This is a genomic window from Microbacterium galbum (assembly GCF_032464915.1).
GTDB classification, from domain to species: Bacteria; Actinomycetota; Actinomycetes; order Actinomycetales; family Microbacteriaceae; genus Microbacterium; species Microbacterium galbum.
The window spans coordinates 1,372,541-1,387,018 of record NZ_JAWDIS010000001.1; the positions used below are offsets into that span (position 1 = coordinate 1,372,541).

The 14,478-nt window shown below is 69.8% G+C and carries 15 protein-coding genes; 11 read left to right on the forward strand and 4 right to left on the reverse strand.

Annotation, left to right across the window (positions count from 1 at the left end; all coding sequences use genetic code 11):
• The first annotated feature begins 8 nt into the window (after positions 1 to 8).
• The 4 genes from nucS to RWH45_RS06480 all read left to right on the forward strand — a co-directional run bounded on the left by nucS (position 9) and on the right by RWH45_RS06480 (position 4,804).
• A complete protein-coding gene (nucS, locus tag RWH45_RS06465) occupies positions 9 to 707 on the forward strand; it encodes an endonuclease NucS (RefSeq protein WP_076673136.1) in 699 nt (232 codons plus the stop codon).
• A 121-nt stretch (positions 708 to 828) separates the two neighbouring features.
• Positions 829 to 1,515, forward strand: a complete 687-nt coding sequence (locus RWH45_RS06470; RefSeq protein WP_315994059.1) for an HAD hydrolase-like protein — start codon at positions 829 to 831, stop codon at positions 1,513 to 1,515.
• Entirely contained in the window at positions 1,508 to 2,704 is a 1,197-nt protein-coding gene (locus tag RWH45_RS06475; protein WP_315994060.1) for a hypothetical protein, read from the forward strand. The genes RWH45_RS06470 and RWH45_RS06475 overlap by 8 nt, the downstream gene beginning before the upstream one ends.
• A gap of 36 nt (positions 2,705 to 2,740) precedes the next feature.
• A complete protein-coding gene (locus RWH45_RS06480; RefSeq protein WP_315994061.1) occupies positions 2,741 to 4,804 on the forward strand; it encodes a bifunctional lysylphosphatidylglycerol flippase/synthetase MprF in 2,064 nt (687 codons plus the stop codon).
• 57 nt (positions 4,805 to 4,861) lie between these two features.
• Here the strand turns inward: RWH45_RS06480 and RWH45_RS06485 are convergent, their stop codons facing one another.
• On the reverse strand, positions 4,862 to 5,068 hold the full coding sequence (locus RWH45_RS06485; protein ID WP_315994062.1) for a cold-shock protein: 207 nt from the start codon (positions 5,066 to 5,068) through the stop codon (positions 4,862 to 4,864).
• 331 nt (positions 5,069 to 5,399) lie between these two features.
• Between RWH45_RS06485 and RWH45_RS06490 the strand changes: the two genes are divergently transcribed.
• From RWH45_RS06490 to RWH45_RS06505, 4 genes are read left to right on the forward strand one after another with little or no spacing between them, the layout of a single operon-like run.
• Positions 5,400 to 6,008 carry a GntR family transcriptional regulator gene (locus tag RWH45_RS06490; protein WP_315994063.1) on the forward strand — a complete coding sequence of 203 codons (609 nt, stop codon included), beginning with the start codon at positions 5,400 to 5,402 and terminating at the stop codon, positions 6,006 to 6,008.
• Between the two features lie 48 nt (positions 6,009 to 6,056).
• On the forward strand, positions 6,057 to 6,485 hold the full coding sequence (locus RWH45_RS06495; protein WP_315994064.1) for a hypothetical protein: 429 nt from the start codon (positions 6,057 to 6,059) through the stop codon (positions 6,483 to 6,485).
• Between the two features lie 4 nt (positions 6,486 to 6,489).
• Positions 6,490 to 7,749 carry a sensor histidine kinase gene (locus RWH45_RS06500; RefSeq protein WP_315994065.1) on the forward strand — a complete coding sequence of 420 codons (1,260 nt, stop codon included), beginning with the start codon at positions 6,490 to 6,492 and terminating at the stop codon, positions 7,747 to 7,749.
• Complete coding sequence (locus RWH45_RS06505; protein WP_315994066.1) at positions 7,746 to 8,423, forward strand: response regulator; 678 nt, start codon at positions 7,746 to 7,748, stop codon at positions 8,421 to 8,423. Before RWH45_RS06500 ends, RWH45_RS06505 begins: the two co-directional genes overlap by 4 nt.
• Before the next feature lie 213 nt (positions 8,424 to 8,636).
• Here RWH45_RS06505 and RWH45_RS06510 read toward each other — a convergent pair whose 3' ends face one another.
• Together RWH45_RS06510 and RWH45_RS06515 are read right to left on the reverse strand one after the other, a co-directional pair.
• On the reverse strand, positions 8,637 to 9,635 hold the full coding sequence (locus tag RWH45_RS06510) for an endonuclease/exonuclease/phosphatase family protein (RefSeq protein WP_315994067.1): 999 nt from the start codon (positions 9,633 to 9,635) through the stop codon (positions 8,637 to 8,639).
• A 141-nt stretch (positions 9,636 to 9,776) separates the two neighbouring features.
• Entirely contained in the window at positions 9,777 to 10,043 is a 267-nt protein-coding gene (locus RWH45_RS06515; RefSeq protein WP_315994068.1) for a GlsB/YeaQ/YmgE family stress response membrane protein, read from the reverse strand.
• Positions 10,044 to 10,202: 159 nt separating this feature from the next.
• Here RWH45_RS06515 and RWH45_RS06520 point away from each other — a divergent pair, with 159 nt between their 5' ends.
• The gene (locus RWH45_RS06520) at positions 10,203 to 11,120 is read left to right on the forward strand and encodes a DUF368 domain-containing protein (protein ID WP_315994069.1); all 918 of its coding nucleotides are present in this window, start codon (positions 10,203 to 10,205) and stop codon (positions 11,118 to 11,120) included.
• A gap of 541 nt (positions 11,121 to 11,661) precedes the next feature.
• Positions 11,662 to 12,531 carry a hypothetical protein gene (locus RWH45_RS06525; RefSeq protein WP_315994070.1) on the forward strand — a complete coding sequence of 290 codons (870 nt, stop codon included), beginning with the start codon at positions 11,662 to 11,664 and terminating at the stop codon, positions 12,529 to 12,531.
• A gap of 86 nt (positions 12,532 to 12,617) precedes the next feature.
• Here RWH45_RS06525 and RWH45_RS06530 read toward each other — a convergent pair whose 3' ends face one another.
• Positions 12,618 to 13,373: a DUF4145 domain-containing protein gene (locus tag RWH45_RS06530; RefSeq protein ID WP_315994071.1), complete on the reverse strand. Its 756-nt coding sequence runs from the start codon at positions 13,371 to 13,373 to the stop codon at positions 12,618 to 12,620.
• A 147-nt stretch (positions 13,374 to 13,520) separates the two neighbouring features.
• Between RWH45_RS06530 and RWH45_RS06535 the strand changes: the two genes are divergently transcribed.
• Complete coding sequence (locus RWH45_RS06535; protein ID WP_315994072.1) at positions 13,521 to 14,216, forward strand: hypothetical protein; 696 nt, start codon at positions 13,521 to 13,523, stop codon at positions 14,214 to 14,216.
• Positions 14,217 to 14,478 lie beyond the last annotated feature (262 nt).

Here is a 14,478-nt window from a genome sequence, read left to right on the forward strand (position 1 = left end):
CTCGTCGGGTGCGTCTCGTCATCGCCCGTTGCTCCGTCGATTACACCGGCCGTCTCAACGCGCATCTCCCCCTCGCCACCCGCCTGCTCGTGCACAAGAACGACGGCAGCCTGCTGGTGCACTCCGACGGCGGCTCCTACAAGCCGCTGAACTGGATGAGCCCGCCGTGCAGCCTCACGCGCGAAGACCCCGACGAGGTCGACGTGGAGGACGGCGTGATCGAGCGGTGGCGCGTGACGCACGCGAAGACCGGTGACGCCCTCCTCGTCCGCATCCACGAGATCGTGCACGACACGGCACACGACCTCGGGGTCGACCCCGGGCTCATCAAAGACGGCGTCGAGGCCGACCTGCAGCGCCTCCTGGCCGAACAGGTGTCGGTCGTGGGCGAGAACCTCACCCTCGTCCGTCGCGAATATCCCACCGCGATCGGCCCGGTCGACCTGCTGCTGCGCAACGACGACGGTCCCGGCACGGTCGCCATCGAGGTCAAGCGCCGCGGCGACATCGACGGGGTCGAGCAGCTCACGCGCTATCTCGAGCTGCTCAACCGCGACCCGCTCCTGGCGCCGGTGACGGGCGTGTTCGCGGCGCAGGAGATCAAGCCCCAGGCTCGCGTGCTCGCCACCGACCGCGGCATCCGGTGCCTCACCCTCGACTACGACGAGATGAAGGGCGTGCAGTCGGGGGCTCCGCGGCTGTTCTGAGGTCGCCCGGTCGTCCTTCTCGACGCCCGGGGCCGGCTTTCTGCGGACCGCTCTGCTCCGTCCCCGCGACGGCCCCGACGCTGAGACCCACCCCGCACGGCTCCGCCGGTAGCGTGGTCGTATGCGCGTTCGCTCTCCTTTCTCCTGCATCCTGTGGGACGTCGACGGCACTCTCGTCGACGCATCGGAGGGGATCCTCCGCCGTCTGGCCATCACGCTCGAGCACTTCGGCCACCGGGCGCCCACGCGCGGCGAGCTGTCGCACTGGATCGGCCCGCCGATGTTCGAGTCGTTCCAGGCCAACGTCGGCATGACCCCCGAGGAGGCAACCGCGGCGGTCGTGTTCTACCGCGAGCTCAACAAGAGCGAGGGCTACACGGTCAGCGCGCAGCTCTACCCCGGAGTGGCCGACCTCCTGCACGATGTGCACGCGGCCGGAGTGCCGCAGTCGACCGCGAGCTCCAAGCCCGAGGTGCAGGTCGTGGCGCTCATGAACCACTTCGGCGTGGCCCCCGACCTCGAGGCCGTCGTGGGGGCGACCCTCGACGAACGAACCCTGAGTTCCAAGGCCGACATCGTCCGCGAGGCCCTGCGTCGTCTCGCCGCCACGGGGGCCGACGTCTCGCGCCCCGTGCTGATCGGCGATCGGCATCACGACGTCGAAGGCGGGGCGGATGCCGGTGTGCCGGTGATCTTCGTCCGCTGGGGCTTCAGCTGGCCCCACGAGGCCGACGGTGCTCAGGCCGCCGTCGACGACGTCGCGCAGCTGCGCTCTCTGCTGCTGGTGGAGGACCCCGCCGGTGCCTGACCTCGGCGCGGCACTGCCGTTCGTCGTCGCCCTGGTCGCGGTGCTCGTCGTCGTCGGGGTGGTCGCTCTCGTCGTGCGGGCGACGCGCCGATCGCCGCGCGCGCGGGCGGCCGCCGACGAGGCCGTCGCGGAGGCGGCGGAGGCGCTACGGCGCCTCGACGACGCCGTCGACGACCTCGACGTGGCCTTCGAGGCGGTCGACGCCCTCGACGCACCCGACGCACCCACCGACCTGCGACGCGGGCGCACCGCCGCGCACCGCGCCCGCGACCGCGGCTTCACCGACCTGTGGGCGCTGGACGACCGCTCCGCCGTCCCCGCTCGTCGGCGGGACCAGGCCCGACGGATTGGCCGGGACCTCGACACGAGCCGCGCGCGGATCGACGCCCTGCAGAGCCGCCTCGACGAATGGGCGGCCGACAGCCGACTCCCCGCCGCCTTGCGCGACGCCGCCCGGGTGCGCCGCGACGGTCTCCTCGAGGCGACGGGCGATCCGGATCCTCTGCTCGGGGCGCTGCGCCGACGCTTCGATGCGTCCGACTGGATCGACGCACAGCGCGCCGCTGACGCCGCGGCCTCGGCGATCTCCGACGCCGACGCGGCACTGCGCGACGCCGAGACCGACCCGACACCCTCCGTCCTTCGTCGCGCGACCGCGGCGCTGCGTCGTGCCGAGCGGAACGGGCGCGCCGTCGAAGACGTGCACCGCATGGCCCTGCAGGCGGCCGAGAACGCCGACGCCGAGCTCGCGGCCGCCCGCGACGAGCTCGATGCAGCGATCGCGATCGCGAGCGCCCGACCCGCGGAGTGCACTCCGTCCGCCGACGAGATGCTGCGGGCGGCCGCCCGCGAGCTCGAGACCGCCGCCACAGCTGCCGTGCACCGCCCGCGCGAGGCGATCGCTACCGTGGCGCGCGTGCGCGAGACGCGCGATCGCGCTCTCGGCGCTGCCGTCAACGCACGTCAGCGGCTCGAGGCCGCTCGCGCGGCTCTTCCCGGCACGCTCGCGTGCGCGCGAGCCGCCCTCGCCGCCGCGGACGCGCGCGACGACCTCCCCCCCATCGCCGACCGCCTGCAGCTCGCGCGAGCCCGGCGCGAGCTCGCTGCGGCCCGCGCCGCCACCGACGCCGCCGAGGCCTTGGCCAACGCGCGCGCGGCGTGGCACGCCGTTCCGGGCGCTCTCGACTGAGGCAGCGTCGCCGCACCGTGCAATATGGTGAGCGCTATGGCGGACTCCTCCCCCATCCGACGCCTCTCGGTCGTCGCCCGGCGCGTACCGGTCACGCTCGGGCTGATCACCGTCCTCATCCTCTGCGGGGTCATCGGAGGCGGCCTGTGGTCGCCGTTCTCGGCATCCTCGATGTACGCCGATGTCGCCTACGGGCTCCCCGCGTTCGCCGAGGGCCGGTGGTGGACCCTGGTCACGGGGACGTTCTTCGTCTCGGCGCCCTGGGTCTACCTCGCGGGCGTGCCCGCCGTGGCGATCATGGCGTTCTTCGAGTACCGGCGGGGTAGCCGCGTCACGGCGGTCTTCTTCGCCGGAGGCCAGCTCTTCTCCGTCCTGGCGTCCGCGGGATTCCTCGCCCTCGCGTCGCTGCTGCCGTGGGCGTGGGCGCAGCAGCAGGCCGTCGCCCTCGACGTCGGCCCCTCCGGCGGCGTCTTCGCGTGCATCGCCGGGGCGCTCGCCCTTCTGCCGTCACCGTGGCGGTTGCGTGCGTGGACCGTGTTCATCGCGATCCTGGCCGTGACCTTCGTCTACTACGGCTCCCTCCCCGACCTCGAGCACGTGCTCGCCGTGAGCCTCGTGCTCGCCGTCGACCGCTCGCTCCGGCCGCAGCGGGTGAGCGTGCGCGAACAGCGGCTCATCGCCTTCGTGGTGGTGTGCGGCCTGGGCGCCTTCGAGATCCTCGGCTACGTCGCGCCGATGACAGGTCCCTTCGGCAGCTCGGCGGCGACCTCCGGATCGTGGATCGACGTCGCGATCAACACCGCGGTCGTGCTCGTCGTCGCCACGTCACTGCGCCGCGGTCGCCGGTGGGCCTGGGTCGTGGTCCTGGTGTACTGCCTCCTCAACGTCCTGCTCGTCCTCGCCGTCATCGGCCTCCTGATCGCCGTCGGTCTGTCCGGTATCGAGGCCGAGATCGACACCGACGTCACGAGCGTGCTGGCGTCGTCGGTGCTGTGGGTCGTGGCATCCGTATACGTCGTGCTGGTGCGCGGGGCGTTCCGCGCCCGCCCGCGCGCCGCCCTCGGCGACGCACCGGCGCCGACGCTCGACGACGTGAAGACCGAGCTGCGTGCCAGCGGTGGCGGAACGCTGTCGTGGATGACGACGTGGGACGGCATGTCGCACGCCCGGTTCGGCCGCGGCATCGTCGCCTACCAACGCCGGTCGGGGGTCGCCCTGGCGCTGGGCGACCCTCTCGGTCCCGACGCCGATCGCGCCGCCACCGTCCGACGGTTCATCGAGCGATCCGAGGCCGCCGGCCTGGCGCCCTGCTTCTTCAGTGCCGGCGGGGCGACGAGCGCCGCCGTTCCCCCTGACTGGCGCCGCATCGTGGTCGCCGACGACACCGTGGTCGATCTGCCCGGTCTGCAGTTCACCGGCAAGGCCTGGGGCGCGGTGCGCACGTCGCTGAACCGCGCGCAGCGCGAGGGCATGACCTTCCGGCTCACGCGCCTCGCCGACGAACCATGGGGCGTGCGTCAGCAGCTGCGGGCCATCTCCGAGAGCTGGGTGGGCGACAAGGGACTGCCCGAGATGGGCTTCACCCTCGGCACCCTGCACGAGGCCTCCGACCCCGAGGTGCGCCTGGCCCTCGCCGTCTCCCCCGCCGGCGACGTCGACGGCTTCCTCTCGTGGCTACCGGTCTACGGCGAGGGAGAGGTGCGGGGATGGACCCTCGACCTCATGCGACGGCGCGACGGCGGCTTCGGCCCCGTCATGGAGTACCTCATCGGGTCGTCGGCGCAGCAGTTCTCGGCCGAGGGCGCGCAGGTCATGTCGCTGTCGGGCGCTCCTCTGGCCCACGAGTATCCCCCGGATGCCGGGGCCATCGCCGATCTGCAGACGCGCATGTCCGACATGCTCGAGCCCGTTTACGGGTTCGCGTCGCTCCACCGCTTCAAGCAGAAGTTCCACCCGCGGTACGAGACGATGTATCTCCTCTACCGCGACGAGGCGGACCTCACGAGGATCGGGGCGGCGCTCACGCGGGCGTTCCTGCCCCACGCCACGATCCGGCAGTTCGCGGCCGCCGGGGTCGAGCTCGTCCGCCAGGAACGCTGATCGCCCCGACCGCGAAGGAGCGTGCGGGCGGGGCGGCATCGGCCGCAGCCGACGGCGTCAGAGCGGGCGGATGTCCTCCGCCTGCAGGCCCTTGGGGCCCTGGGCGATCTCGAACTCCACGCGCTGGTTCTCCTCGAGCGAGCGGTAGCCGCCCGACTGGATCGCGCTGTAGTGCGCGAAGACGTCCTGTCCGCCGTCATCGGGGGCGATGAAGCCGAAGCCCTTCTCCGAGTTGAACCACTTGACCGTGCCCTGCGTGCTCATCGTGATGCCGTTTTCCCCTTTGAGCCGACGCCGAGCGCGCCGGTCTGTGCCCCCACGGTAACGGCCGGGATCCTCCGGCGCACGGCACCGTGACACAAACGTTGCGGTCGGAGGAATTCGCCGGAATGACGGGGGAAATGTCCTGAGCCCATACGACGCCCGGGCTGAGCAGAGCTCGAAGCCCGGGCGTCGACGGATCCCCCCGGATATGCCACGCGATGCGTGACGGCGATCACTTTACCGGCGCGCGAGCGTGCGCGCGACACGAAAACGAAGAATCAGTCAGTTATGTCGATGTTCTGTGCTAGCGATGAGTCGTAAAATCCGGCTGATGGATGGTCGGCGGCGTGCTTCGGCCCTCGTCGACGCGGCGTACCGCTCTCTCGGCGAGGCCATCGTCGACGGTCGCCTGCAGCCCGGCGACCGTCTGCGCGACGTCGAACTCGCCGCACTCATGGGCATCTCGCGCACTCCCGTCCGCGAGGCCCTCCAGCGCCTCGAACGCATCGGTCTCGTCGAGGTCGCCGCCAACAGATACACGCGTGTGGCCTCCCTCACCGACCGTGCCCGCACGGACATGCGCGAATACGCCGCCCACACGATCGCCGGCGTGCTGCACGTCGCCCTCGATCGCGCGACCGACGAGGAGATCGCCGAGACGATCGCTCTCCTGGACGCCCTCCGCGATGCCCCGTCATCGCGTACGTATGTCGGGGCGATGATGGCCCTGTACTCGCAGCTGGTGGCCGAATCGCGCAATGTCGTCTTCCGGAAGGCCTTCGAGCAGACCGATCTCGTGCTCCGCCGCAATCTGGACGGGTGGGAGAGCATCGACGACGACACCCGCGAACCGCTGTTCCGGCATCTCCGCGAACAGACCGCGAGGCGCGACGCGAACGGCGCCAGCTGGACGTTCCTCGCGCTGCACGGTTTCGCCTGACGGCACAAGGTCTCACTCCCCACCGCGCCACGGCACTACCGTGACGGCATGCCCCACATCGAGCTGCGCGCCCTGACCGACGACCACCGGGATGCCGCCTTCGACGCCGTGTCGGCCAGCAGGTCCTCCTGGCCGCGCGGTGTCTTCGAGGGGCGGGCCTCCTTCGACGAGTGGGTCGACCGCCCCGACGTCGAGGTGTACACGGTCTCGGAGGACGGCCGGCTCTCCGGCGTCGCCGCCGCGATGGACGTCGACGGCGACCGCGAGATCCTGCTCGCCGTGACACCGGATGCCGGGGACGAGGCGCCGACGGAGGCCCTGCGCCAGCTGACCGTACGGGAGGCCGAGAGGCCGCTCTACGCCTGCGTGTCGGTCGACGACGAGCCCGCTCACGACATGCTCGCGCGCATCGGTTTCGTCGAGCACGAACGCGATGGGGCGGACGTGGTCTACGTCCTCCCGCCGACGCTAGAGTGACGCGGTGCCGACGAACGACGACCTCACCCGCGTCCTGACGCGTCCCCGCTCGCTGGCGGTCTTCGTCGCGATCGTCTTCCTCGTCACCACCGTGCAGGCGCTGACCAACCCGCTCGCGGGGCTGCTGGAGGGCGAGTTCCCCTGGGACGGACCCGTTCCCTTGGCCGCCGTCGTCGCCCTCGTCGTCCTGGGCTGCGCGGCCCAGAGCGCGTTCCTCTTCCTCAGCGCCCGCGCGCCGGTGGTCGCCGTCATCGGCACCGCGGCCTGCTACGTCGCTCTCGTCGTCGGCCTGTCCATCCCCCGCTGGCTCACCGCTCTCCCGCTCGTGGTGGCGGTCGCCGTCTTCCTCCTCGCCGTGAGCAGGCGACCGCTCGTCGCCGTCGGGTGGTCCGTCACGGTGGTCGCCGCGGTGAGCCTCTCCCTCTTCGGGTGGGCCCTTTCGACGGGCGTCCCCCTCGGCATCGTGGGCAGCTTCGTCCTCGAGGCCGTCCTCGCCTTCGGCACCCCGATCGCGGGCGCGGCAGCCCTGGGCATCTGGTGGGCGCGGCGCATGCGCGTCCTCCGACGCACGCGCGACGAACTCGCCGCCGCCGCCGAGCGCCATGCCGCCGAGATCGAGCGCGTCACCACCCTCGAACGCGCGCGCATCGCTCAAGAGCTCCACGACGTGGCCGGTCAGCACCTCGCCGGATTGCTCTCCCTCGCCGATGCGGCCGTCGACATCGACGTCCTCGACACCGCGCAGGCGACCGAGCTCATCGCCGAGATGCGGGCCGAGGGGCGCTTCGCGTCGGCCAGCCTGTACGCCGCCCTGCGAGACCTCCGCATCCAGAACGGCTCGCGCGTCGGACCGACCCTCGACCTGCGTTCCCTCGACGGCCTGCGCGACTTCTGGGCGGCGCGGGGCATGAGCATCGAGATCGAGGTGCGCGGATCCATGGCCGACCTCCCCGCGATGGTCTCCACGACGGCGTACCGCGTCGTGCAGGAGGCGCTCACGAACGCGAGCAAGCACGCCCCGGGAGCCGCGACGCGAGTCGATGTCGAGGCGTCCCCCGCCACCCTGCATGTCGCCGTGCGGAACGCCCCCGCCCTCGTCCCCCGCACGGCGCCGGATGCCGGGGGTCTCGGATGGGGACTGACCGGCATGGCCGAGCGGGTGGACCTGATCCATGGCACCCTCACCGCCGGTCCCCGCGACGACGGCGGATGGTCGGTCACCCTGCGCGCTCCCGTCGGCGCCTTCGACGCGGTTTCGCCGTGACAGCCGCCGAGCCCGAGGTGAGCGTCCTCATCGTCGACGACAACCGCACCGTCCGCCGCGGCATCCGCCTGCGGCTCGAGAACGCTCGGGGGATCCGCGTCGCCGGAGAGGCGTCGAACGGACAGGATGCCGTGGTCCTGGCGCGAGCCGAGCGCGTCGACGTCGTGCTCATGGATCTGCACATTCCCGGCATGGACGGCATCGAGGCGACCCGTCGGATCACCGCCGAGCGCGCCGATCGCTGCCGAGTGGTCCTGCTGACCAGCGAGGTGTCCGACTCCTTCCTCGTCGATGCCCTCGAGGCCGGTGCCAGCGGGTATCTGCTGAAGGGACACGACAGCGACCAGCTGCTGCCTGTCATCCGCGGCACCGCGGCCGGCATGGCGACGATCTCGCCACTCGTCGCCCCCCGGCTGCTGCGCGAGCTCCGCGAGGCACGGCCGACGCCGGCCGATCCCGCACAGCTCGAGTTGCTCACCGCCGCCGAACGGCGCGTGGTGGGGCTGTTGAGCAGCGGCGTGACCTCCAACGACGACATCGCGCGCCATCTCTCCGTCTCTGTCAACACCGTACGGAGTCAGACGGCGGCCGCCCTGCGCAAGCTCCACCTCGATGACCGGACGCAGCTCGCGCTCTGGGGCGCCCGGAACGGCCTCGATCGTCGCGACGCGTAGTCCGAACGGATGAAATCGCGACCGGTCCCCCTGCCGGATTCCGCACCTCGCGAGGAATCGCGCGCCGCGTTCGCGACGAATGGTGCGCGCGGGCGGCGGGAACGCGCCAGAATGCTGCTCACAGCGGCGTGGCTTCGCCGCTCATCCGCGCGGGGCCGGGAGTTTGGGGGCGGCCCCGCGCGGCCACACCGGTCCCCTGCGGACGCCGCTGCGTCAGCGTCGGGACAGCGTCGCGACGATCGGGCGGTGGTCGCTCCCGGCGCCATCGAACCCCGCGATGACGGAGAACCCGTCGACCGTCCATTCCGAGCCGACGAGCACGTGGTCGATGGGGGCGCCGAGCAGCGCCGGGAGCCGGACGGGCCACGTTCCTACAGCGGCCGAGCCGGCGGCGGCGGCGGCATCGCGGCATCCGCCCAGATCGCCTCCGGCGGCGCCGTAGCCGTCGAAGTGGTCGACGGTCGCGTTGAGGTCGCCCGCGACGATCACATCGGCGGCGGCGCAGGCATCGGCGATCCAGGCCAGCCCGGCGTCCCACTCATCCAGGACTGCGGGCAGGGGAGGCATCGGATGCGCGGCGACGAGCGTCGGTCCCCCGCCGTCGACCGGGCGCCACAGGCCGCTCGGCAGTCCGGGCGTCGATCCCGCGGGGACGTCTCGCGTGTAGACGCCGAGCGTGTCGGAGATGAGGATCGAGGTGGGGATCGTCTCGCCGCCCTCCGCCGCCCACACCGTGTCGTGGCGCATCGAGACTCCACTCGCCTGCAGGATGCCGACCACCTCCGCCGCGGCGAAGGCATCCGTCTCGGGCAGGCTCACGACGTCCGCGCCCGTCTCCCGTACGGCGCGCGCGATCCACTCCGGCGAGACGGATCCTCCGTAGGTGTTCCAGGCCATGACGGTGAGCTCCCCGTCGGGCACGGCCGCGCCCGGGCCGCGCACCGCGAGCGCGACGCCGTTACCCACCGCCGCCGCGACGAGCGAGAGGGCGAGGGCCGCCGAAACTCCCCAGCGACGACGTCGCACCGCGATCGCCGCGCACGCGAGGGCCGCCACGGCGAGGCCGATGGCCAGTGGAGCCCGGAGGGAGATGGCGTTGGCGACGAGCGGGAGACGATGGATGCCGATCCCCTGGGGCCAGATGGCGGCGGCGGCCGCGACCGCACCGAGCAGCAGCGCGATGACGAACGAGGGGCGGGGTCTGGTCGGCATCCTGATCAGTAAAGCGCGCCCGTCACGCGGTTCGCACGTCCGCTGAGACGGCGGCGTGCTCGGACGCCGGATCGACGTCGCCGTCACGACGCGCGAGGGCCCGGGACGCGGTTCCCCGCCCCGGGCCCTCGGGTCACGTGATCAGCGCGCGGCGCGACGCCCCACGATGAGGCCGTAGATCAGCAGCACGATGATCGATCCGCCGATGGCCAGCAGCCACGTCTGGATCGAGAAGAAGTCCTGAAGCGGGGCGTTGAACAGCAGTCCACCGAGGAAGCCGCCGAGCAGGGCGCCCACGACGCCGAGCACCAGCGTGATCAGCCAGCCGCCACCCTGCTTCCCGGGGAGGATCAGCTTGGCGATGGCGCCGGCCAGGAGGCCGAGGAGGAGAAATCCGAAGAATCCCATGTTGTCGTTCCTTTCGCGAGTGAGAACCGAAGCCCGCGCACGGCGGGACTCATTGCATACAGCCTCCTCCCAGGAAAGCGTTTCGCGGGGTGGGTTGCATCGGCGCTGATTGTCTGGTTCGCGCGAGGCGCGATCGGCTGTTCGCATAGCGTGGGGCGGATGGCCGACCATCTTGCCGACCGCCGTCCCCCTCTCCGCCCCGCGCTCGACCTCGGGCGAGGCCTCCTCATCGGGGCTGTCGAAGTCGTCCCGGGGGTGAGCGGGGGCACGGTCGCCCTCATCGTCGGCGTCTACACCACCCTGATCGAGGCCGCGAGCCACGTGGTGCGCGCCGTCGTCGCCCTCGGCGACCTCCCTCGGGGGCGGGGCATCAGCCGCGCGCTGGCGCATCTCGCGGCGGTGCGCTGGAGCGTCGTCGCTCCCGTCCTCGTCGGCATGGTGCTCGCCGTCGTCCTGGGCGCGCGCGTTCTCGCTCCCCTCGTCGAGGAGCACCCGACGGCGACACGGGCCGTGTTCGGCGGGATGATCGCGGCATCCCTCCTCATACCGGTGCGCCTGCTCGGCCGGTCGTGGACGTGGCGGCTGTCCCTGCTCGCCGGCTTCGCCGCAGCGGGAGCCTTCCTCGTGACGGGCCTGCCGTCATCGCGGGTGATCGATCCGCCCCTCCTGCTCGTGGCCCTCGCCGCGGCGGTCGCTGTCTGCGCCCTCGTGATGCCGGGGTTGTCGGGCGCGTTCCTGCTGCTGGTCTTCGGGCTGTACGAGACGACCCTCGTCGCCGTCAATGAACGCGATGTCCCGTACATCCTCGCCTTCGCCATCGGGGCGGTGGTGGGCCTCAGCCTGTTCGTGAACCTGCTGCGGGTGCTCCTCGCCCGGTTCCGCGAGATCATGCTCGCGCTGATGACGGGCCTCATGCTCGGCTCCCTCCGCGCCCTCTGGCCGTGGCAGGACGCGTTCGGGCAGGCGACGCCGGCGGGACCGGATGCCGTCCCGATGGCGTTGCTCGCGCTGGGGGGCGCCGCGGTGGTGCTCCTCGTCGTCGCGATGCAGGCGCGACTCGACCGTCCGCGCCGTTGAGCTCTTCGTCCCCAATCTGTGGACAACTCTGTGCACAGTCGAAAAACTCATGTGGATAACCCTGTGGGAAGTCCGCGCGGACAGCTCGCCGACGTCACGTCGACGCGGTTCACGCGCCCGTCATTCCGGGCGTCGAGGGGAATTACATCCGCGTAATTCCGCGAGACCGCCCCCGTGATCGCGGCGGAGAACGTCCTGGGGAGAACTTCGCTCACAGGGGGTGGAAACTGTGGATAACTTTCCGACGCGGACGACTTCTCGTGCGGCAAACGACGAAGACCCCGGGGATGAACCCCGGGGTCTTCGTCGTTCTGTGGCCCTTTAACTTTATCCACGATCCCAGTCGCAGCGGGGGTCCTGGGAGGCCACCCAAACCCGGATTACACGCTAAGGCGTTCCGCTTTACACACACCTGATCAGACGGCAAATCTCTTCTGGCACCCAAGCACGCCCGGGCGCGCGCACTGCGCCCAAAAATGCGCGTCGCGAGGCGGGCTTCCGGTCGCCTACCGCGCGGCGGCACGGTGCATACGATGAGGCCGTGACACCTACCTCTGCGCGCTATGACAGCGTGGAAAACGACGCCGAGCTGGAGGCCGCCTCTGCGGTCTTCAACCTGTCCTTGATGCGGTTCGAACAACTTGATGACTTGTCCGCACCGCGGGTTGGCTCCATGTTGGCGGTTGAGGATGGGCATACCACTCGCGTGCCGATATCTAGCCAGGTGCAGATGGCGGCGGCGCGTGCACGCGATGCCCTTGAAGCGTTTCGCGATTTAACCATCGCGGAGACTAACCCCGCCGCGGTGCTGCGACCCTTCGCGCATTACGCGCTCATCCGCCAAGCGAGCGAGGGCGCCGCACTTGGACTCTGGTTGCTTAGACCGGACGTGAAAGCAAAGCGGGTGCATCGGTCTTTGAACCTGGAGTTCACTCACGATCAAGATGCGCGCGAGTTCGCGAGGACGTTCACCAGAGAGCGACGGAACGCGGCCTCGTCCACCCTGGACCACACCTTGATGCGATTGAACGAGCTGAAAGACACGGTTCCGCAACTTCGTGAGATCGCCTTGAAGCGGATACCGTCATGGACGGACATTCTGGTCGACATCTCACCTCCCCTTGGTAGGTCAGCTGACGGACACGCTCCGAACTCCCCGGTCGTGGTCTGGAAGATCGCGTCGGCTTTTCTTCATGGCTCCTCCACGACTACGCGCATGTTGAGTGACCTCAGACAGCTCACTGACTTCGACGAGCGCCGTATCGCCTCGATGCAGATCACGCCGTCGTGGAGAGTGCTCGCGGCGTCCTATGGCACATGCGTACAGATGCTTTACGACCTCCGCGACCGGTACGAGCGGTTGGCGGCACACGACTACTCCGGAAGATCTGTCAGCGCCTTAGACGGTTGAGAGCCGCCCGAACATCGACCGGCTCCGCCGCAGGTCCGACTCAGATGGCGTCGCCGGGTCGTCGACTGAAAACGTGATTAGCTCCCTCAAGCATCGCCGGCGGCTCGTTCGGCGGCCGCGCGGGTGTTCTCCGGGATCATCGCGTAGAGGGCGTCAGCTTTGCGGGGTCGGGTGATTAGCTCCTCCACCAGCTCGTTGATTGCGGGGAGGAATGTCTCCGCGAGGGCATCGTCCTCACCGTTCAGGTAGATGGCGATGAGTTCTCCATCCTCGCGATGCAGCGCGTCGTTGCCAACGACTCGCAGAGCGGTGAGCACCTTCCACAAACTGTCATTGATGCGAGGCCGCAAGGCCCCAATCCGCTGGTTTAGGTCACGGCGCGTGCCCGGATCGTCGTCGACCGCCTTGAGGAGAGCCTCGAGCGACGCTCGTCCCAGGGCTGCGGCGGCTCGGCGCGATCCGGAGAACACGCTGGCCGCCTCGTGATAGAGCGCCTTCGCGTGCTGGGGCATATCGGGATGCGGTGCCGGGATGTTGGCCACGCCGGCCGGGTAGATGACCACGTCTCGGAGCAGAAATGACATCTTCTTGCACGCCACGCACAACCGGACCTGCCAGGGCGCCTCCGGGACGACCTGTTCGCTCATCACAGGGGCCTCGCGCTGCATGCGACCGTCCCTGGCCACGATCTCCTCACCGGATGCTCGGAAACCCTGGTCGTCGTCGGAGATGGTCCAGACTGCTTGCTCGCCGTATTCGTCCTGCGTCACGATGCGGGGGGTCGCCGGGATCTGTTGGGCGAGAAGCCCGCAATGCGGGCACGAAGCCAAAGTTGCGTCCACGAGGCGACTGTACCGAGGCAGAGGACGGTCCCGTACCGCTGCCGGTGACCGATCACAGCGTGGCACCAGGGTTTGCATGCCTGAGAAGCGCATCCCCCTTCGATTCAAGCCATGTCAAGATAACTCCAACCCTGGAGGTGACCTGAAATGGCCGAGCTCACCGCGACCGAGTTAGCCGCTCGCCTCGGAATCTCGCGGCGTCACGCCGTTGAGCTTGTCGCCTCTGGAACCATTGCCGGCAGGAAGCTCTCTTCTGGTGCGTGGCTCGCTGACGCTGCTTCGGTGCTGCACTATGAAGCTGCTGCGCGCCGCGGCAGCGGTGGCCGCATATCCACCGCCACCGCGTGGGGATTGCTCTGGGAGCTGAGCAACCTTCACGCCAGCTGGCTCACACCATCGACACGGTGGCGAGTACACCGGCGACTGCGAACCATGAGCGCTGAGGAGATTGCTCGGACGGTTTCCAGTCGGACACGAACGCATCGCTATCGCGCAGCCAACCCAAGCAAGGCCAGCACGGAGCTGATCATCACCGGACGCGCCGTGGCCAGCTTGTTGGATGTCGGCCTGATGGATGATATTCGTCGCGTGTGCGGGTATCTGCCTTCAGGTGGTGACGTGAAGGGCTACGCTTCCACCCACTTCATGGTCGAGGACACCACAGGTCTCGATGTTCTCTACGAGAACACAGTGCCAAGTCCGGTGAAAGGCAACGTCATGCCCATCGCCGTCATCGCCGCCGACCTGGCCGTGAGCCCGAACACCCGCGAACGAAGCGGCGGCTTGCGTGCACTGGAGAAGCTTTGCCAGCAGTGGATCGAGGCGAATCAGCTTCAGCGGTGACGGCTCGCATCCCGCAACCCGGCCTGCGCTGATTCGAAGGGACGAACCCGGCCAGGTGAACCCACTATTGATCGAGTGTCTGCGTCAGGGGCATAGTCGGGCACCGTCATCCCGGTGCTTCGTACCGTGAAGGTGCCTCACCGGGCCGTCCTGAGCAAAGCCCCCCGCTCCTTTTCTTGGTACGGGCCGAGAAAGCTGGCGGCTGCCGCGCCAATATGCTAATCATGGCAGCGCGAATACACCGAAACGACCCCCGGAGCAT